Source organism: Streptomyces rimosus subsp. rimosus (assembly GCF_000720725.1).
Classification (GTDB): Bacteria; Actinomycetota; Actinomycetes; order Streptomycetales; family Streptomycetaceae; genus Streptomyces; species Streptomyces rimosus_A.
This window is the reverse complement of record NZ_JOCQ01000015.1, coordinates 1-25,975: the sequence shown is the minus strand read 5'-3', so window position 1 is coordinate 25,975 and position 25,975 is coordinate 1. Positions and strand designations below refer to the sequence as shown.

Below are 25,975 nucleotides of genomic sequence, written 5' to 3'. Positions count from 1 at the left end.
ACGATTCTCGCACCCGGCACCGACAGCCGGTGCCGGGCGGGCCGGTGCGCCGGGTCAGCGGCGGATCAGCCCGCGCGCGGTGGCCGCCGCGACCGCCGCCGTACGGGAGTCGACGCCCAGCTTGGCGTAGATGTGCACCAGGTGGGACTTGACCGTGGCCTGGCTGAGGAAGAGCTGCTTGCTGATCGCCGCGTTGGACAGGCCGTCGGCGACGAGCTGGAGCACCTCGGTCTCCCGGCGGGACAGGGCCGCGGCGGGCGCCCGCATCCGGTCCATCAGGCGCAGCGCGATGGTCGGGGCGAGGGCGGACTTGCCGGCCGCGGCGGCGCGGACGGCGGCGGCCAGTTCCTCCGGCGGCGCGTCCTTGAGGAGGTAGCCGGTGGCGCCGGCCTCGATGGCGGCGAGGATGTCCGCGTCGGTGTCGAACGTGGTCAGGACCAGGACGTGCGGGGCGCCCGCGCGGGCGGTGATGGCCGCGGTGGCCTGTGAGCCCAGCATCCGGCCGCCGAACTGGAGGTCCATCAGGACCACGTCGACGTCCGGGCGGGCGGCCCGCTCGACGGCCTCCTCGGCCGTGGGCACGTCGGCGACGACCTCGAAATCCGGCTCGGTCTCCAGGACGGCGCGGAGTCCGGCCCGTACGACGGGGTGGTCGTCGGCGAGGAGGAGACCGATGGCGGCGGGGGCGGGGGCGGTCGTGGATTCTCGGGGCGTCACGCGGTGGCCTGTTCGGGAGGTGTGCCGGGGGCGGCGGGATGGCTGCGGTGGTCGGCGGCCGGTTCCGTGGCCCCGTCCGTGAGTTCCGCGACGGCCGACTCCGGATACGGCAGGGTCACGGCGACCGCCGTCCCCTCTCCCGGCGCGGACTCCACGGCCAGCGTGCCGCGCAGCGCGCGGGCGCGGGCGCGCATCGCGGCGAGCCCGAAGCCGGTGCCCGCGGCGGCGCCGGAGCCCGGCCCCGGCACCCGGTCGGGTGCGAAGCCCGTACCGTCGTCCACCACGTCGAGGGCTACCTCGGTGTCCATGTAGGAGAGGGTCAGCTCGGCGCGGCCGGCGCCCGCGTGCTGGACGGTGTTGGCCAGCGCGGACTGCGCGATGCGCAGCAGCGCGACCTCGTGCGGGGTGGGCAGTTCGACGGGGGCGCCGGAGACCTGGCAGTGGACGGCCAGGCCGGAGGAGCGGGCGGTGGTGGCGCAGAGCCGTTCCAGGGCGGCGGGCAGCGACCCGGCCTCCAGGTCGGGCGGGCTCAGGGCCCGTACGAAACGGCGGGCCTCGGCGAGGTTGTCGACGGCGGCCTGCCGGGCCTGCTGGATGTGGCCGAGCGCGGCAGCGGTGTCCGGGCCGGACGGAACGGCCCGTTCCGCGGCCCGCAGCAGCAGCTGGATGCTGGACAGGCCCTGCGCGAGGGTGTCGTGGATCTCGCGGGCCAGCCGCTCGCGTTCGGCGAGCACCCCGGCGGCGTGCTCGGCGGCCGCCAGGTCGCTGCGGGCCGCGGTCAGCTCTTCGATGAGGCGGCGGCGCTGTTCGCTCTCCCGGTACAGGGCCTGGTAGCCGAGGACGACGGCGACGGCGACCGCCGCGCCCAGCGCGGGGCCGACGACCGTACCGACGGTGAGGGTGTGGGTGTGCCAGCCGAATCCGGCGACCGCGACGAGCGTGGTGAGCAGCACCGCCGGGAGCGCCCAGCGCAGCGGGAGCAGGTGGAGCTGCACGAAGAAGAGCGGGAAGGCCAGCCAGACGCCGAGTGGTGTGAGGACGAGCAGGACGGCCCACACCGCCATGACGGCGGCGAGCCAGAGCGCCGCTGCGGCCGTGGAGGTGCGGACCGGGGGCAGCGTGGGGCCGACGGCGTACACGGCGAGGAGCAGGACGGCCGCGCCGACGACGGCCGGGGCGTTCGCGCTGTGGTCGGCCACGGCCCGTACGGCGGCGAGCGCCAGCAGTGCGGCCACCATCAGGTGCAGGCAGCTGCGCAGCACCCGCAGGGCTGGGGTCAGGGAGTGCGGAGTCACGGCCCTTCCAGGCTAGGCGCCGGATCCGGTACCGGCATCAATCAAAAGGTGGATGCCGGACCTCGCCTTTCGATGACGGGGAACCACTCCGCGGCGCGATGCCCGGCACCCCCGGCAGCGGAGACGGTGGGTACGAGCCGCCGGGCACCGGGTCCGGCGCGGACGGAAGGATGGCCGGGCCCCGTGTTCGTCGCCTGGAGAGACCTGAGATTCGCCAAGGGCCGGTTCGCCCTGATGGGCACCGTCATCGTGCTGATCACGGTGCTGGTGGGGCTGCTGTCCGGCCTGACGGCGGGCCTGGGCCGGGAGAACACCTCGGCGGTCACCGCGCTGCCCGCCGACCGCCTCGCCTTCGCCGCCCCGGCGGACGGCCGCGACGTGTCGTTCGCGGACTCCCGTGTCGAGCGGCGGGCCTGGGAGGCGTGGGCGCGGGTGCCGGGCGTCACATCGGCGGAGCCGCTGGGGATCGGCACGGTCAAGGCCGCGGCGGGCGACGCTGCCGGGCAGCGGACCGCGGCCCTGTCCGCCTTCGGGGTACGGACCGGCTCGCACCTGGCGCCCGGCGCCGGACGGGTCGCGGACGGTGCGGCCGTACTGTCCGCGAAGGCCGCGGACGAGCTGGGCGTACGGGCCGGGGACCGGCTCACGCTGAACGGGCGCGCGCTGACGGTCGCGGCGGTGGCGGGCGAGGCGATGTTCAGCCACACGCCGGTGGTCTGGACGTCGCTGGACGACTGGGCGGGGGTATCCGGGGGTTCCGGACACGGCGGTGCGTCCCGGGCCTCCGGCGACAAGGCCGCCTCGGCCACCGTGGTCGCCCTCACCACCTCCTCGGACGCCGGTCTGGGCGCCGCCGACCGGCAGCTTGGCACCCGTACCGTCACCACCGGCGAAGCGCTGCGCGCCATCGGCTCGTACACCGCCGAGAACGGCTCGCTCCAGTTGATGCGCGGGTTCCTCTTCGCCATCTCGGCGCTGGTGATCGGCGCGTTCTTCACGGTCTGGACGATCCAGCGCAGCGGCGACGTGGCCGTGCTCAAGGCGCTCGGCGCCTCCACCCGGTACCTGCTGCGCGACGCGCTCGGGCAGGCCGTGGTGCTGCTGGTCGCCGGTACGGGCGTGGGCACCGCGGTCGCGGCGGCGGCCGGCGCGGCGGTCGGCGGCGCCGTGCCGTTCGTCCTGGATCCGGCCACCGTGCTGGTCCCGGCCCTGGTCATGATCGCGCTGGGGGCCGCCGGCGCCGCACTGTCGATCCGCCGCATCACCGCCGTCGACCCGCTGACCGCACTGGGCAGCGCGCGGTGAGCCCGGTGCTTCATCGGCCGGCGCGCCCGGCGCATTCCCGGCCGGCGCTCCCGGGCATTCCCCGGGGCCCGGCGATTTCCGGCCCCGCCGATATCCGTGGGACCGCTTTCGGCGGGATCGCTTTCCGTACGGAACTCGTCGCCTGCCGACACGCTCCGGCGGTCTGTTCCGGCGGCAATTCCCCGGCGGGCGGGACACCGCTCCGTATTCCGGAATCCGGTCCCGGAAACTCCCGTTCCGTTCCGCCCGGCGGCCCGGAAACCCCCGCACCGAATGACCGGACGATCCCCTGCCCGCCCCCGACACCCCAGCGACGGACACCATGAACGCACCTGTCTCCCGGACCGGAATCCGGCCGCCCGCCGGCCTCGCCCTGACCGGCGTCACCCTCACCTACCCGGACGGCGCCGCCCGCCTCACCGCCCTCGACGACGTGAGCCTGGCCGTGCCCGCCGGGAGCGTGACCGCCGTGGTCGGCCCCTCGGGGTCCGGCAAGTCCAGCCTCCTCGCGGTGGCCGCGACCCTGATCGCCCCGGACCGCGGCCGGGTCGTGATCGACGGTACGGACACCGCGGGGATGAGCCGGGCCGAGCTGACCGCGCTGCGCCGTACCCGGGTCGGCATGGTCTTCCAGCAGCCCAATCTGCTGCCGTCCCTCACGGCCGTGGAACAGGTGCAGGTCATGGCGCACCTGGACGGCAGGCCCGTGCGGGCGGCCCGGCGGCGGGCGCTGGAGCTGCTCGACGCGGTGGGGCTGGCCGACCAGGCGGCGCGCCGCCCGCACCAGCTCTCCGGCGGCCAGCGGCAGCGGGTCAACATCGCCCGTGCGCTGCTGAACGAACCGGCCGTCCTCCTGGTGGACGAGCCGACCAGCGCCCTGGACCACGAGCGCGGTGCCGCGGTCCTGGACCTGATCAGCACGCTCACGCACGACCGCGGCACCGCGACGGTGCTGGTCACGCACGACCGCGCCCACCTGGAGGCGGTGGACGCGGTCGCGGACGTGCGGGACGGGCGGCTCAGCTCCCGGCGGAGTCCCCTCCCCGGCCGGTAGCCGGACCCTGGGACGGGTTCGGCGCCACGTCCTGGGCGGGGTCGTCGGGCGCGTGCGAGAACAGTTTGAGCACGGGCACGCCGACCTTGTGGCGGGCGCGCGAGGCCCAGTCGCGGTGGAAGAACTCCTCGACGTAGTGCGGGGCGGTCAGCACGATCACCTCGTCGGCACCGGTCTCGTCGACGACCGACCGCAGCAGGTCCAGCGGGTGGTCCTCGACGAGCTGCCCGACGGCCTCGGTACCCGCCGCCCGCAGGGCGTCCAGGGTGTGGGCCAGGGCACGCTCCGCAGGCGGCTCCGCCTGGTGGCCCTCCGGCTCGTCGCCTTCCCGTACGGCATCCTCGAATTCGCCCAGCGCCACATCGTCGATGGCCCTGAGCAGGCGGTCCTGCTTGCCGCGCGGCTGCATGAGGACGACGAAGGAGACCTGGTCGTCGCCGTGCAGCGTGGTGACGAACTCCACGTCGGCGGGCGTCAGGGGCTTCTCGATCATCAATACACTCGTGAACACGGCGGACGCCCTTCTTCTCTTCTCTCGCGGTCCGCCCGGGAGCGGAACCGACAGAAACCATCCTGCCCCGTCGCCACACGGGGCCTTGGCCTTTAGTGTGCCCAGCGGAAGCTAAGCGGAACGAGTAATTCCGCCCTTTGTTCAGGACCGACGGTAACGGGTGAACAGGAAACCGGCCTCCTCCAGTACGGACGCGAGTACGAACGTTTCCGGAACGGTGGTCACCGGCGCGTTCATGATGCGCGACGCGTCACCGGCGACCACCAGCGGTGCCAGCGAGAGGCACAACTCGTCGAGTGCCCCGCTTCCGGCGAACTGACCCAACAGACGCGGCCCGCCCTCCGTCAGCAGCCGGCCCAGCCCCCGCGCGGCGAGCGCCCCGACCACCCGCGACGGATCGACGGCAGCGCCCTCACCTGCGAAGACCACCTCGGCGCCGGCGTCGCGCGCAGCCCGTACGCGGGCCTCGTCGGCCCCTGAACCGGTCACGATCACCGTCGGCACCAGCGGCTCGGTGAACAGCGGCTGGGAGAAGTCCAGGTCCAGACTGGCGGTGACCACGGCGATGGCGGGGGCGGGGGTCTGTCCGGCCGCGGCCCGGCGCGCGGCGAACGCCTCGCGGGCGCGGGCCGGGCGGTACCCCTCCTTGCGCACCGTCTCGGCGCCGACGACCACCGCGTCCGCCAGCCCGCGCAGCACGCCGAAGATCCGCATGTCCGCGTCGCTGGAGAGCGGCTGCGAGCGGCCTTCGTGGTGGGCGGCGCCGTCCAGCGAGGAGACCATGTTCGCGCGCAGCCAGCCCGCGCCCTCGTCGGTTCCGGGATACGCGTAGAGGTCGGCCAGTTCGTCCAGGCTCCACCGGCGGTCGGTGAAATCGGCGACGGCGTCCGCACCGGGAACGGCCCGGCCGGGCCCACCGGAATCGGCGGCGCCGGAATCCGTCGTACCGGAAACGCCGGCCCCGGAAACAGCGGTACCGGAAACCGCCCCGGTCCCCGGTACGGTTCCGGTATTGCCTGCCGGTGACGTTCCCGGTGCGGGTGCCGGCGCGGCGGAATTCCCGGTGCCGGCGGTGTCCGGGAAATCGGCGGACCGTACGTACGGGGCGGGAATGGGAAACAGGCGTCGCATAGGCGGCAGTGTGACATGCCTCGCTCACCCGGCCGAGTCCTCCCGCACAGCGGCTAGGCTGGACGGCTGTGTCGTCTTCGCAGCCCTCGTCTCCCCAGTCCTCCCCCATAGCCGGGCCGCCGGCCGAGGGGGCCGGAACCGCCCCTGTCGCGCTCGCCGAGCGCGCACCGCAGGTCCCGGCCGACCGCCTGGTGGCGGAGATGGTGCCGCCGCCGCGGTTCCAGAGCGCGCGCTTCGAGACGTACATCCCGGACCCGAACCAGCCCAGCCAGGCCGCGGCCGTACAGACCCTGAGCGACTTCGCCGCGGGGATCGGCGGCGGTGCGGACGCGTCCGGCGGCAAGCGGCGCTGGTTCGGCCGGAGCGCCAAGAAGGCCGCTGCCCCCGCGGGTCCGCGCGGCGTCTACCTGGACGGCGGTTACGGCGTCGGCAAGACGCACCTGCTGGCCTCCCTCTGGCACGCCACCCCGGCTGGCCCCGAGCGCAAGGCGTTCGGCACCTTCGTCGAGCTGACGAACCTGGTCGGCGCCCTCGGTTTCCAGCAGACCGTGCAGACGCTCAGCGGCCACCGCCTGCTGTGCATCGACGAGTTCGAGCTGGACGACCCGGGTGACACCGTCCTCGTCTCCAGCCTGCTGAGCAAGCTGGTCGAGGCGGGCGTCGCGCTCGCCGCCACCTCCAACACGCTGCCCGGCAAGCTCGGTGAGGGCCGCTTCGCCGCGGCGGACTTCCTGCGCGAGATCCAGGGCCTGAGCGCCCACTTCCGTACGCTGCGCATCGACGGCGAGGACTACCGGCACCGCGGACTGCCCGAGGCCCCGCCGCCGTTCGACGACGCGACCGTAACCCGCGTCGCCCACCGGACGCCCGGCGCCTCGCTGGACGACTTCCCCGCCCTGCTGGAGCACCTGTCCAAGGTGCATCCGAGCCGGTACGGGGCGATGTGCGACGACATCACGGCCGTGTGCCTGACCGATGTCCAGGCGGTGCCGGACCAGTCCACCGCGCTGCGGCTGGTCGTGCTCGCGGACCGGCTCTACGACCGCGAGGTGCCGGTGGTGGCCGCGGGCAAGCCGTTCGACGCGCTGTTCGGCGACGACATGCTCAAGGGCGGCTACCGGAAGAAGTACTTCCGCGCCATCTCCCGGCTCACGGCGCTGGCCCGCGACGCCAAGCCGCTGACCGAGGCGTAGCGCGCTCCGCGGGAGCGGCACAGCGGCGGCGCGGCGGCCGTTCCCGGCCCGGCGGGGCGGATTCCGGATCGGCGCGCGGCCGGTTCCCGGCGGCCGACGTGCGTGGTACACACATGCGGGTCCGCACCACCTGTCCGCCAGCAGGGAGTTGCCCATGTCCGCGACACGTCGTCAGATCCTGGCAAGAACCGGTGCGGTGGGCGTCTCCATCGCCTTCGCCGGCAGCGTCCCGGAACTCTTCGCCGGCACCGCCGCCGCACACGGCGCGGGCCGCCACGGCTACGGCCCGCTGGTCCCGGACCCGGCCGGGCTGCTCGACCTGCCCGAAGGGTTCCGGTACCGGGTGCTCTCCCGCGAGGGCGACCCGCTGCCCTCGGGCGAGGGCCGCATACCGAGCAATCACGACGGCATGGCGGCCTTCCCCGGCCGGCACGGCCGCGTCCACCTCGTACGCAACCACGAGAACCGGCGCAGATCGCGGGTCCCCGTCCCCGCCGTCCAGGGCCTCGTCTACGACCCGGCGGGGGAAGGCGGCTGTACGGCGCTGGAGCTGGACCGGCACCAGCGCGTGCTGTCCGAACGCGTCGCCATCGCGGGCACCTCCACCAACTGCGCGGGCGGGCCCACTCCTTGGCACACCTGGCTCACCTGCGAGGAGACCGAACTGCGGGCGGGCGAGGACGGGTACACCAAGGACCACGGCTTCGTCTTCGAGGTCGATCCGTACGATCCGCGCCGCACCGGTGCCGTACCGCTGACCGCCCTGGGCCGCTTCCAGCACGAGGCCGTCGCGGTCGATCCCCGCAACGGCACGGTCTACGAGACCGAGGACGCCTTCGACAAGCCGTTCGGTCTCTTCTACCGCTTCCGGCCCGCCCGGCCGCTCGGCGGGCGGGGCTCGCTGCGGGCCGGCGGACGGCTCCAGGCACTGCGCGTACCGGACGTCCGGGACCTGTCCACCGTCCAGGAGACGGGCACCTGCTTCGATCACGTGGAGTGGGTGGACGTCCCCGACCCGCTCGCCCGGCACACGCCCGTCCGCTTCCAGGACTTCGGGCCGCGCGGCATCACGCACGCGCAGAAGCTGGAGGGCTGCTACTGGGGCGGCTCCTCGGTCTACTTCGTGTCCAGCTTCGCGCGGAGCGCCGACGGTTCGGCCGCCGACCACTACGGCCAGGTGTGGCGGTACGACCCGGCCGCCCGCCGCCTGACCCTCGTGGTCGTCTTCGGACCGGGCACCGACGTGCAGCTGCCCGGCGAGTCCCCCGACAACATCTGCCTGGCCCCCGGCGGCGGCCTCATGGTGTGCGAGGACGGGGACGGGGCCCAGTACGTCTTCGGCCTCACCCGGCGCGGCGCGGTGTATCCGGTGGCGCGCGGGCGGCAGAACATCGGCACCCCGGAGAAGCCCGAGTGGGGGGAGTTCGCGGGCGTCACGTTCTCCCCGGACCGGCGGACGATGTACGTCAACTGCTATACGCCGGGGACGACGTTCGCGGTGACCGGGCCGTGGGAGGAGTGAAACGCGGGTGCCGGTCCGGCACCCGGCCGCCCTAACCGCGGCGGGAGCTGAGGCGGCAGGCCACCGCCGTGGCCGCGGCGGCGATCACGGCGGTGGAGATCAGCGGCAGCCAGGGCAGGGTGACCGTCCCGTGGGTGGAGCCGGTGATCAGGCCGGAGACGGCGGCGTTGGCGGGCGAGGCGCCGCCGACCAGCAGCAGGACGGCGGCCATCAGGGCGGACAGGACCGACCAGCCGGTGCTGCGCAGCACCGGCCAGTTGCACAGGGCCCCGACGGCGGTGCCGAGCAGCACGCAGACGAGCGCGGCCAGCAGCCCGGCGCAGAAGGCGGGCACTTCGGGGACGGCGGTGCGGTGGTCGGAGGCGTGCGGGTCGGCCACGAGCGCGACGTACGCCGAGCCGGCCAGGGCGAGGACGGCGGCCGACAGCGCGCCCGTCGCGACCCGGGCGAGGTGCGTCCGGCCGGGACCGGTGGCCGCCGCGGCGCAGGCGCGGGCGGCCGGTGGCTCGCCGGTCACGCAGATCCGGCACAGCCACGCGGCGAGGGGCAGCAGCGCGAACGCGGCGAGGCCGTACGAGTCGAGGACCGGCCCGCCGCTCTGCACGCCCACGGCGAGGAAGGCCGCGTACAGCAGGACCGGCGGCAGCCAGCGGTGCGAGCGCAGGAGCAGGACCGAGTGGTAGCGCAGGAGCGGGATCACGGTTACCGGTTTTCGTCGGGGGCCGGGGTGACGGTGCGGATGTGCCAGGGTGGACGGGCCGCGAGCAGGGCACGCAGCAGCGCGTCGGAGTGGGCGGCGGCGACGGTCAGCCGGACCGTCGTACCGTCCGGGCCGGGCGCAACGGAGGGCCGGCCCGGGAGGCCGGCGGCGCCGTGGCCTGCGGTGATGTCCGCGAGAGCGTCGGTGCCCGCGGGGGCCGCCGCCTCGACGGTCACCCGGGGGCCGGGCGGGCCGGCCCTTTCCGCCGAGTCCGGTTCCGCCCCGTCCGGCAGCCGTGCCAGCCGGTTGCCCGTGACGCGGTACCGCGCGTCGGCCGCGCCCTCCAGGCGGCGCGGGTCGTGGTCGACGAAGACGACCGTGCCGCCCGCCGCGACGCGCTCCGCCACGGCGCGGTCGAGGGTCTCGCGCGCCGCCGGGTCCAGGCCTGTCCACGCCTCGTCCAGGACGAGCAGCTCCGGCTCGGCGAGCAGGGCCTGCGTCACCGCGACCTTCTGGCTGGTGCCCTTGGACAGCTCGGCGAGCGGCGTACGGGCGTGGCCGCCGGCGCCGAAGCGGTCGAGCCAGTCCGTGGCACGGCGGGCCGCCGTACGGCCGCGCAGGCCGTGCACCCGGCCGAGGTGGGTGAGGTAGCCGACGGCGGTGAACGGCAGGGCGGCCGGGAAGCGTTCGGGTACGTACGCGGTACGCGGGCGGCCGGTGATCCGGCCCGTACTGGGCGCGTCGATACCGGCCAGCACCCGCAGCAGCGTCGACTTGCCGCTGCCGTTGTGCCCCTCCACGCGCACCAGGGATCGCCGCGGCAGGTCGAGATCGATGTCCCGCAGCACCCACGGGCCGCGCACTCCGTAGCGCCGCCCGACCCCGTCCAGCCTCATCGGCACCCCACCGCCCCCTGGTCCTCCCCGCCCCCGGCCGTCACCGTCAGTTCCCGCTCGCCCGCTCGGGACGCAGCTCGCTGGGCCGTACGATCACGAAGCCCTCGCCGTCCAGCCGCAGTTGGACGGCCTCGCCGGAGCCGCCGCGCAGCATCGAGCCGAGGCTCTGCGAGCGGTGCAGCGAGGTCTTCAGCGACGCGCTCCACCCGACCACCGCGTCCGTGTCGACGAACACCGGCGCCTGCGGCGAGACGGGGATGACGATGGGGTTGCCCTCGCACACCACGCCGAGTTTGCCCTGGCCGGTGAAGACGGAGTTGAACAGGCCGCCGCCGGTCATCCCCGCGCCCTTGACCGTGGAGATCTCGTACGACAGGGACGGGTCGAAGCACAGCACGTTGCGGCCGTTGATCGTGATGCCGTCGCCGGGGGCGAGTTCGACGATGAAGCAGTTGGCGGCCTCGTGGGCGAACCAGACCTCGCCCCGGCCGCGCACCGCCATCAGGGCCAGGCCCTCGCCGGTCACGGCGCGCTTGATGAACTTGCCGACGCCCTGCCCCTTCTTCTCGAACTGCAGGTCACCGCGGTAGGCGACCATCGAGCCCTGGCGGGCGAAGCACTCACCGTCCACGGCGTACTTGATCGACTTGGCGTTCTGCAGGGTCATGCCGGGCGCGGAGGCCTGCGTGACCACATTTTCGGAGGCGAAGAGGTCGCTGTGCATAGGGAGGATAATCACCCGGAACGATCCGATCCGCCAAGGCGACGGCCCGCCGTGTGCCCGTCCGGGCTGCTGGCACACTGGCCCGTGTGACCAGCACCGACCTCGACGGCACCGGCGATCCGACCGGCTCCCCGGCCGATAGGCCCCGCCCCGCGGAAACCGACCGGGACGCCGCCCCGCAGTACGTCCTCCCCCTCGTCGTACGGATCGAGCGTGACGGGCCCCCCGCCCTCACGGACGCCCTGGAGACCGCGGCGCGGGCCGTCCTGGTGCTGCTCGCGGACGAGCGCGCGACCGGCGACGGCGAGTGGGCGGCAGCCGTACGCGACTGGCAGGACGCCCGCATCCGCAAGGTCGTACGCCGGGCGCGCGGGGCGGAGTGGCGCCGCGCCGAGGCGCTCCCGGGGATCACGGTGCACGGCGCGCACGCGGAGGTACGGGTCTTCCCGCCGGTCCCGCTGGACGGCTGGCCCAAGGACCTGGCCCGGCTCCAGGTCTCCGGAACGCACCTGGACGACCCGCGGGCGCCCGAAGCGCCCGATCCGGACGGCGTGGTGCTGTGGCTCAACCCCGAGCTGGACATGTCGGCGGGCAAGGCGATGGCCCAGGCGGGCCACGGCGCGCAGCTCGCGTGGTGGGAGCTGACACCGGCGGAACGGGCGGCCTGGCGGGAGGCCGGTTTCCCGTTGTCCGTACGGTCCGCCGCACCGCACCGGTGGGAGGGGCTGACCCGCAGCGATCTGCCGGTGGTCCGGGATGCCGGGTTCACTGAGATTGCTCCCGGTTCGTGCACGGTCGTCGCCGACCATCCGGCCCTGCGGGCGCGGCTCGCACCGGCCGCCGGCGGTTGCTGACACGGCCGATGCCCTCCGGCCGTGTGGGGCGGGAGGGCATCGGCCGTCGAACGGTTCGGGTGGTTCGCTCGGTTCACCCGGTCCGGGTGGTGCGTCAGGTGCTGATGGTGGCTACGGGGGCGACGTTGTAGGTGCGGGCGTAGCCGTTCTCGGTGCCGACGAGGAGATCGACGATCTCGAAGTAGCGGTCCCAGAAGGGGGTCTCGCGCAGCGCGTCGATGAGGAGCTGGTAGGCCTCGTGGTCCTCGGCCTCCCACACCCAGACGTCGGTGACGCGGGTGGAGTAGAACTCCGTGTCGTAGAAGCGGGACCGTACGCCGGTCGTCTTGGCCTTGACCACGGACATGACCTCGGTGTCGAGGGCGTGCACGCGCTCCTCGGGGGTCATGGCGAGCCACTCGGGCATGGTCTTGATGAGCATGAAGGCGGTGACCGGCGGGGCGGCTTCGGCTGCGGGTGCGGACGGGGTGGACGACGTAGCGGATGCCATGGTGGATGCCTCCGAAAGGGCAGGTGGGAGCGGTCCCGAAGACCGCGTGGGACGTACCGGAGCGGTACGTCTTCATCCTGCGGACGGCCAGGTGTTGCCACAATGGGAACTTAAGCAAGGGATCATTGCCTGAAATGGAATGACGCTGGTGAACAGGGCGAACCGCGTGAGCAGTCCGAACGGTGTGAGCAGTCCCGGCCATGGGAACGATCCGGACCGGCCCGAGCCGGTCGTCGATGCCGGCCTCGCCGTGGCGCTGGACGCGCTGCTGGCCGAGCAGAGCGTCACCCGCGCCGCCGCGCGCCTGCACACCTCCCCCGCGGCCATGAGCCGCACGCTCGCCCGGCTGCGGCGGATCCTCCAGGACCCCCTCCTGGTCCGGGCCGGACAGACCATGGTCCCCACGCCGCGCGCCCAGGCCCTGCGCGACGAAGCCGCCACAGTGGTGCGCCGCCTGGGAGAACTGCTCTCCCCCGGCACCGGCGTCGACCCGGCCGCGCTGCGCAGCACCTTCACGATCCAGGCCGCCGACATCGTCGGGGCGGCGCTGGTCCCCGGGCTGCTGGAACTGGCCCGGCAGGAGGCGCCAGGGGTGTCGCTGCGGTTCCGGGCCGAGGAACTGGAGGCCCAGCCCGCCCTGCGCGACGGCCGGATCGACCTGGAGATCGGCGCCATCGACCACGTCGACCCCGAGACCCGGGTCGAGGAACTGGTCACCCTGCGCATGGTGGCGGCCGTCCGGCCCGGCCACCCCCTCACCGGAGAACCCCTGACCCCGGAACGGCTCGCCGCAGCCGAACACGTCGCGGTCAGCCGCCGCGGCCGGTTCACCGGCCCGCTGGACACCGCCCTGGCCGAGCACGGCCTCCGGCGGCGGGTCACCGCCGTACTCCCCAGTCACCTGGCCGCGACAGCCCTCGCCGCCCGCAGCGATGTCGTCTGCCTGATCCCCGTCGCCCTCCCGGACGCCGCGCCCTCACCGTTCACCGACGCCGCCACCGCCCTAGGCCTTCGTCTCCTCGACGTCCCTCTGCCGCTGCCGCCCGTGACGATCGGCATGGCCTGGCACCCCCGCCACGCGGCCGACGGGGCGCATCACTGGCTGCGCGGCGCGGTGCGCCGGACGCTGGGGAATGCGGAGGCTTGAGGGCGTGACGGGGCCGGCTGCGGTCGGCAGCCGGGACCCGCTCAGGCCGCCAGCCATGTACGGCGGTTTCTGGCGACCGTGTAGATGCGCTCCACGCGGCCGGGGGCCAGGACTCCGCCGAGCTGCCCGAGCGAAAGCACCTCGCGTTCGTCCCGCAGGACCCGTACGTCCCGCAGGGCCGGGTCCAGGGTCACGTCCGCCGCGCCGACGAACGCCAGCACCGGCCGGGCCTCGACGCGGAAGCGGCAGCTCCGGGTCAGCACGTAGGACGCGCGCCGGGCCTCCTGCCGGACCTCACGGACGTACGGGAGCGTCTGGTGGCCGCGGCTGACGCGTACGGCGTCCTCGGTGACCCGCGCCCGGGCCCCGCGTACGTAGCGGGTGCCGACGCACAGCACGCCGCCAGGGCCGATGAGCAGATGGCCGATGACCGCGGCGGGCGGCATCGGCACGGAGTGGATCACGTACCAGCCGCCCGCCGTCAGCCCGTCGAGGGCCGTGCCGACGGCCTGCTCGCCCAGCAGCTGCCGGTGCCAGTCGTCCTGGGGCGGGCGCCGGCCGAGCAGGCGGGCCCACCACAGCGCGGCCCTCGCGCGCGGCTCCTCGGCGAGGCGGACCCGCAGGGCCTCTCCCGGGCGGTTCGGGGCGAGGTCGTCGTCCGGCGGCAGGAACAGCCGGTCCGGGTCGCTCGCGTACCGCGCCTCCCGCTTCCCCTCCCCGTCCCCGCCGACCGCTCCCTCGTACGCGCCCTCGGCCTCGTACGCGCGCTCGGCTTCGTACGCGCTCTCGGCCTTGTACGCGCCCTCTGCGGCGGTCGGCCACGGCTCGATGCCGAGGCCCGGGTCACTGCCGAGCACCGGGTCACTGCCCGGCCCCGGGAAGGCGTCGGCGGGCGGGCGGTCCTGGTCTCCGGATCCATCCTCCGCGCCGGGCTGATGACGGATGTCGCTCATGTCCCCTCACCCCCCGATGGCCATGGGAGCAGGCGCCCGGCTCCCGGGCAAGGGGTAGGACCGACGGGCCCCGGGAAAGCCGAGGTCAGCGGACAACGTACGGTTGCGTCCCGTGCTCTCCTCTCTCATAGGCTTCACCGCGGTGGCCGTCCTGCTGACCATCTCGCCGGGCCCGGATTTCGCCGTGGTGCTGCGGACCTCCCTCGGCTCGGGGCGGCGGGCGGCGCTGTGTTCCGCGCTGGGCATCGCCGCCGGCTGTGTCGTCTGGGGGCTGGCCGGCGCGGTCGGGCTGACCGCCATGCTGTCCGCGTCACGGACGGCGTACGACGCGCTGCGCATCGCCGGGGCGCTGTACCTGATGTGGCTGGGCTTCCAGGCGCTGCGCAGCGCGCGCCGCCGCTCGCCGGAAGCCGCCCGGCAGGAAGGTGCCGCCCCGGAGTCCGGCCTCGCCGACGCCGACCAGCAGTCGCCGCTGCGGGCGTTCCGTACCGGCCTGCTGACGAATGTCCTGAACCCGAAGGTCGGGGTCGTGTACATGTCGCTGCTGCCGCAGTTCATCCCGCACGGCGCGCCGGTCGTGGCCACGACGCTGCTGCTGGTCGCCGTCCACGTCACGCTGGGCTTTCTCTGGCTCGGCGGCATCGCCCTGGCGGTGCACCGGGCGCGCGCCCTCTTCCAGCGCCCCCGCGTCCGCCGCCGCCTGGACCAGGCCACCGGCGGGGTCCTGCTCGCGCTGGGGGCCGCGGTCGGGGTCGAGACGGCCCGCTGAGCGATACGGAAGACGGGGCCGAGCGTCCTCGTTCCGTCCCGGGCCGATTCGCTCCGTCCCGGACCGAAGGACAGCACTTCGTCCCTGTGTCGTTGTCACTCACGCGGCGTCAGAGGACGGTTCGTGGTCGCGTCCAGTTCGGTGACACGGCGGGGAAGGCGATCGGCGCGGCCGGTCCCCACATCTGCCGACCGGGCCGGGCGGAGGACGCGCACCCGCCCGGCGTGTCCATCGCCGTCGGGCCGACGACCCGGTGTCACGCGCCGTCGCAAGCTCAAATCATCCTCTGAACCCGCCCCCTCCGGGATTGGTGCCCGGCCGGCGGGGCGATGACTACCCAGCACCACGGGGGTGCGCGAGTGGGAGGGGGACCCATGGAACATCTCGGTACGGGCATCGGCTGGCGGCCCGAGATCGCCGACGCGGTGGCGGAGCTGCCCGGTGTGGACTGGGTGGAGGTCGTCGCCGAGAACATCTGCCCCGGCCATCTCCCGCCCGCCTTGCAGGCGCTGCGCGAGCGGGGCACGACGGTGGTGCCGCACGGCGTCTCGCTCGGGCTCGGCGGCGCCGAACGCCCGGACCCGGTCCGGCTGGCCGCCCTCGCGGAACGCGCCGAGGCGCTGGGCGCGCCGCTGGTCACCGAGCACATCGCGTTCGTACGGGCCGGGGGCCCGCTGACCGCCTCCCCCGCGATGGAGGCGGGGCACCTGCTGCCCGTGCCCCGCACCCGGGACGCGCTGGACGTGCTCTGCGAGAACGTCCGCATCGCGCAGGACGCGCTGCCCGTGCCGCTCGCCGTGGAGAACATCGCGGCGCTGGTCGCCTGGCCCGGCGAGGAGCTGACCGAGGGACAGTTCCTTGCCGAACTGGTCGAGCGCACCGGCGTACGGCTGCTCATCGATGTCGCCAACCTCCACACCAATCATGTGAACCGGAACGAGGACCCGGCCACGGCACTGGACGAGCTGCCGGTCGAGGCCATCGCATATGTGCATGTGGCGGGCGGGATCGAACGGGACGGCGTCTGGCACGACACCCACGCCCATCCGGTGACCCGCCCCGTCCTGGACGTACTGGCCGAACTCTGCGCCCGCACCACCCCTCCCGGCGTCCTCCTGGAACGCGACGAGAACTTCCCCGCGACCGGCGAACTCGCCGCGGAACTGGACATGATCCGCACAGTGGCGAAGGAGGCTCCGGCGGTGCCGGTACGCCGGGGGCCCCGGGCGGCCACGCCCGACACCGGCGCCGACACCGGCCCGGCCATCGCCGCCTCCACCGCCCCCGCCCGTCAGCGCCTGGCCGTCGCGCAGGCCGCGCTGCTCTCCGCGCTGGTGGCCGGGACTCCGGCGCCGGAGGGCTTCGACCGGCGGCGGCTGCTGGTGCAGAGCCGGGCGCTGGCCGACAAGCGGGCCTCCGTGGTCGCCAGGGTCGCGCCCGAACTGCCGGCCATCCTCGGCGCCGACTACCGGCCCGGCTTCCTCGGTTACGCGCGGCACCGGCCCATGAAGGGCGGCTACCGCCAGGACGCCATGGACTTCGCCGTCCACCTGCTGGCCATGAACCGGCCCGCCGATCCGGACGCGCGCCGCCGGCTGACGCAGTGGTGGCGGGACCGTTCCGGGCCGAAACCACCGGCCAGGCCCGCGAACCGACTCGTCCGCGCCGCTCGCCTCGCCCTGGGCCGGGGGTGGTGAACGTGCTCGCGCTCCTCGTGACCGCGGTGATCGCCGCCTCCTCGCTGCTGCTCGTCGTCCGAACCGTCCGCGTCGTCCGTGCGACGCCCCGGCCCAAGCGCCGCAGGACGGCCGAGTACGAACTCTGGGAGATCGCCTTCCTCGCCGGCGGCCCGGCCCGGGTCGCGGACGCCGCGATAGCCGGTATGCACCAGGACGGCCGGCTCGCCGTGGGCGGGCCCGGGGTGGTGTCCGTGCGGCAGGCCGTGGCGTACGACCCGGTCGAGACGGCCGTACTGGACTCGCTGGCGCGAACCCCGGACGGCGCGCTGGACACCCTGCGCCGCCACGTCATGCGGGCCCCCGCCGTCCAGGCGGTCGGCGACCGGCTGGCGGAGCGCGGTCTGATGCGGCACCCGCGCACCGGGCGCCCCTGGCGGCTGTACGCCGCCTGGCAGACCGGGATCTGCGTGGCGGGCTTCGCGCTCGTCCTCCTCTTCACCGTGACGGGCGCCATCACCGGCCCGGACGGAGCGGTCCCCTTCGTCGTCCGGATCCTGCCCGCGGCTCTTCTCGGCACCGTGGCCGGCGGGATGTGCCGGAAGGTCCTGGGGCGGCGGGTGACGCGGGCCGGTGTCTCGGCCGTACGGACGTTCCGTACGGCGCACAAAGCGGACCTGGTGAGCGACGCGACCCAGTCCGCCGCGCTGCTCGTGGCGCTCGGCAGCACCGCGCTGCTCGTGGACGAGGTGCTGCGCGACCATCTCGCCGAGGCGCAGCACTCGATGGCGGGCGCCTCGGCGGCGCCGTACTCCGGGTCCTCGTCCACCACCTCGACCGGTTCGTCGAACGCGAGCTGCGGCTGGAACGTGCCGGACGACAGCTCGGACACGGCCTGGTGCGGGTCGTCGTGCGGCGGCGGATCGGGGTCGGGCTGCGGCAGTTCGTCTTGCGGCGGCGGCTCCGGGTCGGGCTGCGGCGGTGGCGGGTCGTCGTGCGGCAGCTCCGGATCCAGCTGCGGCAGCAGTTCCTCCTCTTCCTGCGGCGGCGGTGGCGGCTGCGGGGGCAGCTGAGGCCCTGGCACACCCGCAGCCCCCGCGGCATCAGCGGCCCCCGAGCAACCGGTCAACGTACCAACGCCCGGCGGCCGTTGGCCGGGCTTCCCCGAACGGGCGACAGGATCAGCACAGGGCGCACTAGCGTGCGGTGCCGCATCAGGAGGCACCATGCGATCCGTAACCGGCACCGGCCTCGTCGTCACCGCGCTCGCCGCGACCCTGGCCGCGCTGCTCTTTCCCATCTGGTCCTTCGCCGGCAGGCCGGGCCAGGACGGGGACGCCGACACCCAGACCGTCGCGTCCTCGTTCGGCCCGCTGTCCGCGCTCGACCGCGACTTCGTCAACCGCGTACGCCTGGCGGGCCTGTGGGAGCTGCCCGCGGGCCAGCAGGCCCAGGAGCGCGGGACCGTGGCGTCCGTACGGGAGGCGGGCACCCATCTCGTCGAGGGGCACACCTCGCTCGACCGGCACGTACGCGAGGTGGCGGCACAGCTCGGTCTCGCGCTGCCCGACCGGCCCAACGCCCAGCAGCGGCACTGGCTGGCCGAGCTGAGCGCCGCGCGCGGGGCCGCGTACGACCGGAAGTTCGCGAACATCCTGCGGCTCGCGCACGGCAAGGTCTTCACCGTCGTCGCGCAGGTCCGCGCCACCACCCGCAACGCGCTCGTGCGCAGCCTGGCCGACGACGCCAACCGCACCGTCCTGGACCACATCTCCATGCTGGAGCGCACCGGTTTCGTCGACTTCGACGCGATCGCCGAGGACGCGGCCACCTCCTCTCCGCCGCCGAGCCCCGCGGCCCCGCCGCCGTCCCTCGACGCGTCGCCCGCGACGCCGTCGCCCGTCACCCCGTCAGCGACGTATGCGCTGCCTCCGCCCGCGACGCCACCCGCCACCGTCACCGGGGCCCCGCAATCCGCCCGGTCCCCGACGGCCGGCGTCAACACCCCCGAGAGAACGGGAAGAAGTGATCGCCCATGCCCGACCCCCGGCACTCCGCGAGCCCGAACCCCCCGCAAAGCCCCCGGCCTTCGCCACCGCCACGACCAGCGCCACCACCCCAGAAGCCCCCGCAGCTCCCCCGGCACCGACGCCGGCTCGGCACCAGGCACCTCGTGCTGATCGCCCTGCTCGCCGTGCTCGGCTCGGCCGGCACCTTCGTCTCCGTCACCGGAAATGCCTCGGCTCACAACGCCACGCCCCCGTCCGGGTCCCCGCCCGTCGATCCGTCAGCCTCACCATCGTCACCCAGCGTGACACAGCCCACTGACAACACCCCCGCCGACCCCTCCACCAGCACCTCCACCGGGCCCTCGCGCACCCCCGCCGACGCCCCCGACGGCCCCGCGGGCCCGGCCGGCTCCGGCACCCCCAGCACCTCCGCCGGTCCGGGCCAAAGCGCCCCGGCCGCCGGGGACTTCGCCGACATCCGCTCCGTACGCCCCGGCCCCCGCCCACCGCGCAACGGACCCGGCGCGTCCACCGGAACCTTCACCAGCGACTGCGGCCGCAACGAGGAGCGGCACAACAACCCCGACAACTTCATCGTCACTCCCGGTGTCGCCAACGGCGCCCATCACCTGCACGACTACGTCGGCAACCGCTCCACGGACGCCTTCTCCACCGACGACTCGCTGCGCGCGGCCGGCACCACCTGCGCCCGCGGCGACAAGTCGGCGTACTTCTGGCCCGTACTGCGCCGCCTCAGCGGCCGGGACGGGCCCAGCAGCGGCAACGGGCAGAACCCGGCAGACGGGAACACGGGACAGGTACTGACGCCGTCCTCGGTCTCGCTGACCTTCCGGGGCAGCCCGACGGGCAAGGTCACCGCGATGCCCGAGGGCCTGCGCGCCATCACCGGCGACGCCAAGGCGTTCACCAACGGCACCGCCAACGCGCGGGCGCAGTGGACCTGCACCGGCTTCGAGGACCGGCGGCTCGCGGACAAGTACCCGCTGTGCCCCGGCGGCAGCCAAGCCGTACGCGTCCTGGACTTCCCCAGCTGCTGGGACGGGACGAACAAGGACAGCGCCAACCACCGCACCCACCTCGTCTTCCCCGACCGGGCCTCCGGCCGCTGCCCCGCCGGCACGAAGGCCGTGCCCCAGCTCCGGATGCGGCTGACCTACTCCGTCACGCCCCGGCCGCGCGCCTTCGCGCTCGACAGCTTCCCCGAGCAGCTGCGCAAGCCGGTGACCGACCACGCCGACTTCGCCAACTTCATGCCGGACGGCCTGATGGCGCGCGCGGTGGCGTGCATCAACTCCGGCCGCCGCTGCCGGTGAGGAACACGGGACCGTACGCACGCAAGGCTGTACGAGCCGAACGGCCGTGACCCCCGCACCGCGCTCCACTCGTTGGGGGCATAGCTCCCGACACCGGAGCGCGGTGCTTTACAAGCCCAACCCTCGCCTCAACTATCCCTTTTGTATGCGCACCGGGCGTCTTGCTGGCGCCTCCATACGAAGGGACGGCTTGTGAAAGCAGTAGCGCTGTACGGCACCCTCGGGTCGCTGGTCCTGACCGCCCTCGTCGCCGTCCCGGCCGGCGGGACCGCCCGGCCCGCGGGGGCCCCGACCGAGGCCCCGGCCCCCGCGCCGCCCCGGATCGCCTTCGGCCGCTGCGCGCCCGAGGAGCACCTGCCGGCCAGCGTGGAGTGCGGCCGGCTCGCCGTCCCGCTGGACTACGCGCACCCCAAGGGCGAGAAGATCACCCTCACCGTGAGCCGGGCGCGCGCCACCGGCTCCGCCGGGGAGCGCCAGGGCGCGCTCGTCTTCAACCCGGGCGGCCCCGGGGCGTCCAGCATGAGCTTCCCGCTGTACGGGCAGCAACTGGAGCGGTGGCGCAGGACGGCGCGGGCCTACGACTTCGTCGGGTACGCGCCGCGCGGCGTCGGGCGCTCGGCGCCGCTGTCCTGCCAGGACCCGGCGGAGTTCACCAAGATCCCGAGCCGGAGCCCGAAACTTCCCCCGGAGGCGTTCAAGCGGAAGAAGTTCGCCGAGGCGAAGGCGTACGCGCAGGGCTGCGCGCGCAACGCGGGCCCGGCGCTGCGCCACTTCACGTCCGCCAACAACGCCCGCGACCTGGACATGCTGCGCGCCGGGCTCGGCGAGAAGAAGCTCACCTTCATGGGCGCCTCCTACGGCACCTACTTCGGGGCCGTGTACGCGACGCTCTTCCCCGGCCACGTCCGCCGGATGGTCTTCGACAGCGTCGTCGACCCCGACCCCCGGCAGGTCTGGTACCGCAACAACCTCGCGCAGAACATCGGCTTCGAGCGCCGCTGGCAGGACTGGGCCCGCTGGGTGGCCAAGCACCACAAGGTCTACCGCCTGGGTACGACACCGCGGGCGGTCCTGCGTACGTACGACACCGTGCGGGCGCGGCTGGACCGCAAGCCCCTGGGCGGCAAGATCGGGTCGGCCCAGCTCCAGGCGGCGTTCCTCAAGACCGGCTACAACGACGCGTACTGGCCGGTGCGCGCGGCGGCGCTCGCCACGTACGTCAGGGGCAACCCCAAACTGCTGCTCCGGCAGGCCACCCCGCTGTCGGACGGCGCGAAGGCGGACGAGAACAGCAACGCGGTCTACACGGCCGTGGAGTGCAACGACGGGCTGTGGCCGCGTGACCTGCGGGTCTGGGACCGGGACAACACCGCGAGCGCGCGGGTGGCGCCCTTCGAGACCTGGGACAACGCCTGGATGAACATGCCGTGCGCGTTCTGGCCCCGCTTCTCGCCCAGGGGCGCCACGGCCGTACAGGACCCGATGCGCTACGCGGCGGACGTGAACGAAGCGGCCCAGCCGCCGGTCGGCGCGCCGCACCGCCCGGTGGACGTCCGTACGGCGCCGGGCGCGCTGCCCCCGGTGCTGCTGCTGTCGGCCGAGCGGGACGCCGCGACGCCGCACACCGGCGCGGTCGAGCTGCGGCGCCGGCTGCCCGGCTCGTCGCTGGTGACCGAGCGCGGCGCGGGTACGCACGGCGTCTCGTTCGGCACGAACACCTGCGCCAACCAGTATGTGGAGCGGTATCTGCTGACCGGGCGGACCCCGGCGCGGGACACGTACTGCGGGCCGCGGGCGGAGCCCAAGCCGGTGATGCCGTCCCCCAGGAAGCGCGGAAGCAAGTAACGCGCGAGCGGGCCGCGCGTCATCGAACGGCGCGGCGGACCGCTCCGTGACAGGCCGGGTGGCGCACCCGGCCTGTCACACTGTCCGGGCCCGGGACGGCCGTCCCGGGCCGGACCCGCCGTCTCAGGCCAGCCCGGCGACCAGCTCGGCGACCGCCTTGCGGCGGCCGGTGTAGAACGGCACCTCCTCGCGGACGTGCATCCGCGCCTCGGAGCCGCGCAGGTGGCGCATGAGGTCCACGATGCGGTACAGCTCGTCGGCCTCGAAGGCGAGGATCCACTCGTAGTCGCCCAGCGAGAAGGACGGCACCGTGTTGGCGCGCACGTCCGGGAAGCCGCGGGCCATCTTGCCGTGGTCGGCGAGCATCCGGCGGCGGTCCTCGTCGGGCAGCAGGTACCAGTCGTAGGAGCGCACGAAGGGGTAGACGCTCACGTAGTCGCGGGCGACCTCGTCGGCCAGGAAGGCCGGGATGTGCGACTTGTTGAACTCGGCCGGGCGGTGCAGCGCCATGTTCGACCACACCGGCTCCAGCGCGCGGCCGAGCCGGGTGCGGCGGAAGAGGTTGTACGCCTCCTGGAGCGCGTCGGAGCTCTCCGAGTGCCACCAGATCATCACGTCGGCGTCGGCGCGCAGACCGGAGACGTCGTAGGTGCCGCGCACCACGACGTCCTTGGCGGCGAGCTGCGCGAACAGCGTCTCGACCTCGTCGGCGTAGCCGGTGCGGTCCTCGGGCAGCACGTCGCGCAGCTTGAACACCGACCAGAGCGTGTAGCGGATGACCTCGTTGAGGTCCTTCGCCTTCTTGCCGGCGTTCGGGGTCTTCTCGGGAGCGGGGGCGGAAGCGTCAGTCATGGGTCCATTCTCACTCGGCCGGTGCGGCGGCTTGCGGCAGGGTGTCCAAGATGTCGTCCGCGGCCGTACGCGCCGACGCGATGCAGGCCGGGATGCCCACGCCGTCGTAGAGCGCGCCGCAGACCCGCAGGCCGGGCAGCTTGCCGGCCTCGGCCCGGATGCGGGCCACCCGGTCGAGGTGGCCGACCGGGTACTGCGGCAGCCCGCCGTCCCAGCGGGTGACCTGCTGCGCGACGGGCCGGGCGGCCAGCCCCACCGCCTCGCCGAGGTCGCGCAGCGACAGCTCCACCAGGTCGGCGTCGTCGCGCGCCAGGTCGGCCTCGTCGCCGTAGCGCCCCACCGAGGTACGCAGCACGAACAGGTCCGGGTCGGCGTCGGCGATCCAGCCCCACTTGTTGCTCACGAAGGTGGACGCCTTGATCTTGCGGCCGTCGACCGGCGGGACCAGGAAGCCACTGCCGGACAGCGCCGCCGCCACGTCCGCGCGGCGGAAGGCCATGGTCACCAGGGCCATCGAGGCGTACTCGACGGCGGACAGTTCGGTGGCGGCGGCCGGCGCTTCGGCGGCCAGCAGCCGGGCGGCCGCGGGCGCCGGCGTGGCCAGGACCACGGCGTCCGCGTCCAGCGCCGCCGGGCCGTCGCCGCCGTCCAGGACGACGCGCCAGCCGTCGGCGGTGCGGCGCAGTTCCCGTACGGGGGTTCCGGTACGGATGGTGCCGCCGGCGGCCCGTACCGCGTCGGCGACGGCGCCCGGCAGGGTGCCCACGCCGCCGTCGATGCCCATGAAGACCGGCGCCGGCGCCTGGCCGGACTCCGCGGCGGCCCGCGCCGCCGTCCTCGCCTGGATGCCCCGTACGCCCTCGATCAGCGAGCGCTCGGCGCGCGCGGCCTCGAAGAGCTGCGGTACGGCGGCGCGCATCGAGATCCGGTACGCGTCGCCCGCGTAGACGCCGCCGAGCAGCGGTTCGACCAGCCGGTCCACGACCTCACGGCCCAGCCGGGCGGCGACGTACGCACCGACCGCCACGTCCGCGCCGACCTCCGTGCGCTCCAGCGTCTCGTCCTCCGAGATCCGCGCCATGCCCTCGGGAGAGACCACGCCGGAGGCGGCCAGCAGATCCAGATCGCCGGGCACGCCCATCACATGGCCCTTGGGCATCGGCCGCAGCGCGCCGCGCGTCCACAGGGCGGCGGTCGCGGTGGTGGGCGGCTGCAGCCGGTCCCCGAGGCCCACGGCGCGCGCGAGCTCCACCGCCTCCGGCCGCCTGGCCAGCATCGATTCGGCACCGAGATCGACCGGTACGCCCGCGATCCCCCCGGCGCGCAGCTTGCCGCCGAGCCGGCCGGACGCTTCCAGTACGGTCACCCGCGCGCCGCCACCGAGCAATCGGTGGGCCGCCGCGAGCCCCGAGATGCCCCCACCGATGACGACGACGTGGCTTCCGGGCGCGCGGCCCGTACTGGTGTGCGCTGTGCTCATGGCCCCACTCTCTCAGAGTCCGCCTCTCCCGGAGTCCGCACGGTGCCCGGACCGTGACCGCATCGCGACCCACAAACGGCAACCCCCGGCTCCCCCGCCCCGTCGAAGTGGCAACGGCAGCACACCACTTCGGGGGGGTACGGATCATGGGCACAGCGAGCCGGGCGTACGGGGCGCGGCGGGCGGCGGCGGGAGCGCTGCTCACGGCGTCCCTGGCGGTCACCGGGTGCGGAGCGGCCGGACAGCAGGACCACACGAAGTCGGCGAGCGCTCCCCAGGCCGACAAGCAGGCCGACAAAGGCTCCGACAGGGGCTCCGCCCGGGGCGAGCAGGGCATGGTCGGGCCCAAGGCACCGGGCGCGGCATCCGCCGACGGCAAGGCCGGAAGCGGGGCGGGCGGCGGGACCGGAAAACCCGCGCCGGCCTCGACGGCGCAGATCATCCGGACGGCGTCGGTCACCGTCGAGGCCGCGGACGTGCCGGGAGCGCTGGCCAAGGCCCGTACGGCGGCGAAGGGCACCGGCGGCTACGTCGAGGACGAGTCCACCGACCGGGACAGCGAGGGCCGGGAGCGCTCCCGGGTCGTCCTGCGGGTGCCGCCCGAGGCGTACGACGGGCTGCTGGACCGGCTCTCCCGCCTGGGCACGCTCAAGGAGCGCCAGGTCTCGGCGAAGGACGTGACCGATCAGGTGGTGGACACCGACAGCCGCATCAAGTCGCAGCAGGCCAGCGTGGCGCGGGTGCGGGCGCTGATGGACAAGGCCACGTCGATCGGCGACATCGTCACGCTGGAGTCCGAACTCAGCCGCCGCCAGGCGGAACTGGAGTCCCTTCAGGCGCGCCTGAAGTCCCTGAAGGAGCAGACCGGCATGGCCACGGTCACGCTGGTGCTGCGCGAGCCGGACGCGGCGGACGACGACGGGGAGACCACCTTCGGGGACGCGCTCAGCGGCGGCTGGGACGCGTTCACCGCGGGGGTGCGGTGGCTGCTGGTGGCGGTCGGCGCGGCACTGCCGTTCCTGGCGGCCGGTGCGCTGGTGTACGCGCTGTGGCGGGCGCTGCGGTGCCGGCTGCCCGTACGGAACAAGGCGGCGGCAGCCAGGACGTCCTCGGGGGATGTCCCCGGCGAGGTCGCACGGGAGGCTGACGCCCGAGAGGACCGTTGACAGCCACGCACGGCGGGCAAAGACTCGGGGCGACAGCGCCGATCTTCGAGCGGACAGGGCGGGCGGGCTGATGACCGAGCAGGGTGCACGAGGCGCTTGGGGCGCCCGTGATGTGTATGTCGTGGATGCCGTGCGGACCCCGATCGGCAGGTACGGCGGTGCGCTCGCGGGGACCCGTCCCGATGATCTGGCGGCGCATGTGGTCCGGGCCCTGGTGGAGCGCACCCCCGACCTCGACCCGGCCCGTATTGACGATGTGGTGTTCGGGGATGCGAACGGGGCGGGGGAGGACAACCGTAATGTGGCGCGGATGGCGGTGCTGCTGGCCGGGCTGCCGGTGACGGTGCCCGGG

24 protein-coding genes and 1 pseudogene are annotated in these 25,975 nt (G+C 74.3%); 14 read left to right on the top strand and 11 right to left on the bottom strand.

The annotated features are described in order from the left end of the window. Positions 1-54: 54 nt before the first annotated feature. Positions 55-717, bottom strand: a complete 663-nt coding sequence (locus IH45_RS0110625) for a response regulator transcription factor (protein ID WP_324607932.1) — start codon at positions 715-717, stop codon at positions 55-57. Further along, positions 714-1,955 carry a sensor histidine kinase gene (locus IH45_RS0110620; protein ID WP_078897444.1) on the bottom strand — a complete coding sequence of 414 codons (1,242 nt, stop codon included), beginning with the start codon at positions 1,953-1,955 and terminating at the stop codon, positions 714-716. Before IH45_RS0110620 ends, IH45_RS0110625 begins: the two co-directional genes overlap by 4 nt. A gap of 240 nt (positions 1,956-2,195) precedes the next feature. Between IH45_RS0110620 and IH45_RS0110615 the strand changes: the two genes are divergently transcribed. Beyond that, a complete protein-coding gene (locus IH45_RS0110615) occupies positions 2,196-3,317 on the top strand; it encodes an ABC transporter permease (protein ID WP_030665049.1) in 1,122 nt (373 codons plus the stop codon). A gap of 322 nt (positions 3,318-3,639) precedes the next feature. Next, complete coding sequence (locus IH45_RS0110610; protein ID WP_050514713.1) at positions 3,640-4,371, top strand: ABC transporter ATP-binding protein; 732 nt, start codon at positions 3,640-3,642, stop codon at positions 4,369-4,371. On the opposite strand, the gene IH45_RS0110605 is transcribed toward IH45_RS0110610, so the two are convergent. Both IH45_RS0110605 and IH45_RS1000000147800 read right to left on the bottom strand, forming a co-directional pair. Continuing rightward, positions 4,337-4,864 (bottom strand): hypothetical protein, encoded by a 528-nt coding sequence (locus IH45_RS0110605; RefSeq protein WP_032917153.1) that lies wholly within the window; start codon positions 4,862-4,864, stop codon positions 4,337-4,339. The two genes, IH45_RS0110610 and IH45_RS0110605, sit on opposite strands and share 35 nt — an antisense overlap. A gap of 159 nt (positions 4,865-5,023) precedes the next feature. Continuing rightward, complete coding sequence (locus tag IH45_RS1000000147800) at positions 5,024-6,013, bottom strand: pyrimidine reductase family protein (RefSeq protein ID WP_107058610.1); 990 nt, start codon at positions 6,011-6,013, stop codon at positions 5,024-5,026. Positions 6,014-6,120: 107 nt separating this feature from the next. Between IH45_RS1000000147800 and zapE the strand changes: the two genes are divergently transcribed. Both zapE and IH45_RS0110590 read left to right on the top strand, forming a co-directional pair. Then, entirely contained in the window at positions 6,121-7,206 is a 1,086-nt protein-coding gene (gene zapE, locus IH45_RS0110595) for a cell division protein ZapE (protein ID WP_030665041.1), read from the top strand. Between the two features lie 154 nt (positions 7,207-7,360). Further along, complete coding sequence (locus IH45_RS0110590) at positions 7,361-8,728, top strand: alkaline phosphatase PhoX (RefSeq protein WP_030665039.1); 1,368 nt, start codon at positions 7,361-7,363, stop codon at positions 8,726-8,728. A gap of 31 nt (positions 8,729-8,759) precedes the next feature. Here the strand turns inward: IH45_RS0110590 and IH45_RS0110585 are convergent, their stop codons facing one another. The 3 genes from IH45_RS0110585 to IH45_RS0110575 are packed head-to-tail and all read right to left on the bottom strand — an operon-like array spanning position 8,760 to position 11,048. Beyond that, the gene (locus IH45_RS0110585) at positions 8,760-9,428 is read right to left on the bottom strand and encodes a hypothetical protein (protein WP_030665036.1); all 669 of its coding nucleotides are present in this window, start codon (positions 9,426-9,428) and stop codon (positions 8,760-8,762) included. 2 nt (positions 9,429-9,430) lie between these two features. Then, the gene (locus IH45_RS0110580; RefSeq protein ID WP_030665033.1) at positions 9,431-10,324 is read right to left on the bottom strand and encodes an ATP-binding cassette domain-containing protein; all 894 of its coding nucleotides are present in this window, start codon (positions 10,322-10,324) and stop codon (positions 9,431-9,433) included. A 46-nt stretch (positions 10,325-10,370) separates the two neighbouring features. Beyond that, entirely contained in the window at positions 10,371-11,048 is a 678-nt protein-coding gene (locus IH45_RS0110575; protein ID WP_003984733.1) for an AIM24 family protein, read from the bottom strand. 86 nt (positions 11,049-11,134) lie between these two features. On the opposite strand from IH45_RS0110575, the gene IH45_RS0110570 reads away from it, so the two are divergent. Further along, positions 11,135-11,902, top strand: a complete 768-nt coding sequence (locus IH45_RS0110570) for a peptidyl-tRNA hydrolase (protein WP_030665030.1) — start codon at positions 11,135-11,137, stop codon at positions 11,900-11,902. A gap of 94 nt (positions 11,903-11,996) precedes the next feature. Here the strand turns inward: IH45_RS0110570 and IH45_RS0110565 are convergent, their stop codons facing one another. Continuing rightward, positions 11,997-12,392 (bottom strand): darcynin family protein, encoded by a 396-nt coding sequence (locus tag IH45_RS0110565; protein ID WP_030665027.1) that lies wholly within the window; start codon positions 12,390-12,392, stop codon positions 11,997-11,999. 184 nt (positions 12,393-12,576) lie between these two features. Between IH45_RS0110565 and IH45_RS0110560 the strand changes: the two genes are divergently transcribed. Next, complete coding sequence (locus IH45_RS0110560) at positions 12,577-13,539, top strand: LysR family transcriptional regulator (protein WP_030665026.1); 963 nt, start codon at positions 12,577-12,579, stop codon at positions 13,537-13,539. Between the two features lie 41 nt (positions 13,540-13,580). On the opposite strand, the gene IH45_RS0110555 is transcribed toward IH45_RS0110560, so the two are convergent. Then, a complete protein-coding gene (locus tag IH45_RS0110555) occupies positions 13,581-14,492 on the bottom strand; it encodes a nuclease-related domain-containing protein (RefSeq protein WP_050514712.1) in 912 nt (303 codons plus the stop codon). Positions 14,493-14,604: 112 nt separating this feature from the next. Between IH45_RS0110555 and IH45_RS0110550 the strand changes: the two genes are divergently transcribed. The 6 genes and pseudogenes from IH45_RS0110550 to IH45_RS0110525 all read left to right on the top strand — a co-directional run bounded on the left by IH45_RS0110550 (position 14,605) and on the right by IH45_RS0110525 (position 22,125). Next, positions 14,605-15,261, top strand: coding sequence for a LysE family translocator (locus IH45_RS0110550; RefSeq protein WP_234440494.1), 657 nt, complete (start codon positions 14,605-14,607; stop codon positions 15,259-15,261). Between the two features lie 374 nt (positions 15,262-15,635). Further along, positions 15,636-16,958: an MbnB/TglH/ChrH family RiPP precursor modification enzyme gene (locus IH45_RS0110545; protein WP_030665018.1), complete on the top strand. Its 1,323-nt coding sequence runs from the start codon at positions 15,636-15,638 to the stop codon at positions 16,956-16,958. A 2-nt stretch (positions 16,959-16,960) separates the two neighbouring features. Continuing rightward, on the top strand, positions 16,961-18,010 hold the full coding sequence (locus tag IH45_RS0110540; RefSeq protein ID WP_234440493.1) for a TIGR04222 domain-containing membrane protein: 1,050 nt from the start codon (positions 16,961-16,963) through the stop codon (positions 18,008-18,010). 153 nt (positions 18,011-18,163) lie between these two features. Further along, a pseudogene (locus IH45_RS0110535) lies at positions 18,164-18,889 on the top strand (DUF4142 domain-containing protein); the annotation flags it as partial. Between the two features lie 359 nt (positions 18,890-19,248). After that, positions 19,249-20,280, top strand: coding sequence for a DUF1996 domain-containing protein (locus IH45_RS0110530; protein WP_324607931.1), 1,032 nt, complete (start codon positions 19,249-19,251; stop codon positions 20,278-20,280). A 192-nt stretch (positions 20,281-20,472) separates the two neighbouring features. Further along, positions 20,473-22,125 carry an alpha/beta hydrolase gene (locus IH45_RS0110525; protein ID WP_030665005.1) on the top strand — a complete coding sequence of 551 codons (1,653 nt, stop codon included), beginning with the start codon at positions 20,473-20,475 and terminating at the stop codon, positions 22,123-22,125. Between the two features lie 123 nt (positions 22,126-22,248). Here IH45_RS0110525 and hemQ read toward each other — a convergent pair whose 3' ends face one another. Beyond that, positions 22,249-22,977 carry a hydrogen peroxide-dependent heme synthase gene (gene hemQ / locus IH45_RS0110520; protein ID WP_030664995.1) on the bottom strand — a complete coding sequence of 243 codons (729 nt, stop codon included), beginning with the start codon at positions 22,975-22,977 and terminating at the stop codon, positions 22,249-22,251. 10 nt (positions 22,978-22,987) lie between these two features. After that, positions 22,988-24,457 carry a protoporphyrinogen oxidase gene (gene hemG, locus IH45_RS0110515; RefSeq protein WP_030664993.1) on the bottom strand — a complete coding sequence of 490 codons (1,470 nt, stop codon included), beginning with the start codon at positions 24,455-24,457 and terminating at the stop codon, positions 22,988-22,990. A gap of 146 nt (positions 24,458-24,603) precedes the next feature. Here hemG and IH45_RS0110510 point away from each other — a divergent pair, with 146 nt between their 5' ends. After that, entirely contained in the window at positions 24,604-25,623 is a 1,020-nt protein-coding gene (locus tag IH45_RS0110510; protein ID WP_030664991.1) for a DUF4349 domain-containing protein, read from the top strand. A gap of 70 nt (positions 25,624-25,693) precedes the next feature. Beyond that, positions 25,694-25,975 (top strand): thiolase family protein (locus IH45_RS0110505; protein WP_463607447.1); only part of this gene is annotated, 282 nt, incomplete at its 3' end.

Bases quoted from the DNA above. Each gene is read 5' to 3' on its own strand.
- IH45_RS0110545 (WP_030665018.1), top strand. From the start codon at position 15,636: ATGGAACATCTCGGTACGGGCATCGGCTGGCGGCCCGAGATCGCCGAC.
- IH45_RS0110555 (WP_050514712.1), bottom strand. From the start codon at position 14,492: ATGAGCGACATCCGTCATCAGCCCGGCGCGGAGGATGGATCCGGAGAC.
- IH45_RS0110605 (WP_032917153.1), bottom strand. From the start codon at position 4,864: ATGATCGAGAAGCCCCTGACGCCCGCCGACGTGGAGTTCGTCACCACG.
- hemG (WP_030664993.1), bottom strand. From the start codon at position 24,457: ATGAGCACAGCGCACACCAGTACGGGCCGCGCGCCCGGAAGCCACGTC.
- hemQ (WP_030664995.1), bottom strand. From the start codon at position 22,977: ATGACTGACGCTTCCGCCCCCGCTCCCGAGAAGACCCCGAACGCCGGC.
- IH45_RS0110610 (WP_050514713.1), top strand. From the start codon at position 3,640: ATGAACGCACCTGTCTCCCGGACCGGAATCCGGCCGCCCGCCGGCCTC.
- IH45_RS0110565 (WP_030665027.1), bottom strand. From the start codon at position 12,392: ATGGCATCCGCTACGTCGTCCACCCCGTCCGCACCCGCAGCCGAAGCC.
- IH45_RS1000000147800 (WP_107058610.1), bottom strand. From the start codon at position 6,013: ATGCGACGCCTGTTTCCCATTCCCGCCCCGTACGTACGGTCCGCCGAT.
- IH45_RS0110590 (WP_030665039.1), top strand. From the start codon at position 7,361: ATGTCCGCGACACGTCGTCAGATCCTGGCAAGAACCGGTGCGGTGGGC.
- IH45_RS0110620 (WP_078897444.1), bottom strand. From the start codon at position 1,955: ATGGTGGCCGCACTGCTGGCGCTCGCCGCCGTACGGGCCGTGGCCGAC.
- IH45_RS0110580 (WP_030665033.1), bottom strand. From the start codon at position 10,324: ATGAGGCTGGACGGGGTCGGGCGGCGCTACGGAGTGCGCGGCCCGTGG.
- IH45_RS0110510 (WP_030664991.1), top strand. From the start codon at position 24,604: ATGGGCACAGCGAGCCGGGCGTACGGGGCGCGGCGGGCGGCGGCGGGA.
- IH45_RS0110575 (WP_003984733.1), bottom strand. From the start codon at position 11,048: ATGCACAGCGACCTCTTCGCCTCCGAAAATGTGGTCACGCAGGCCTCC.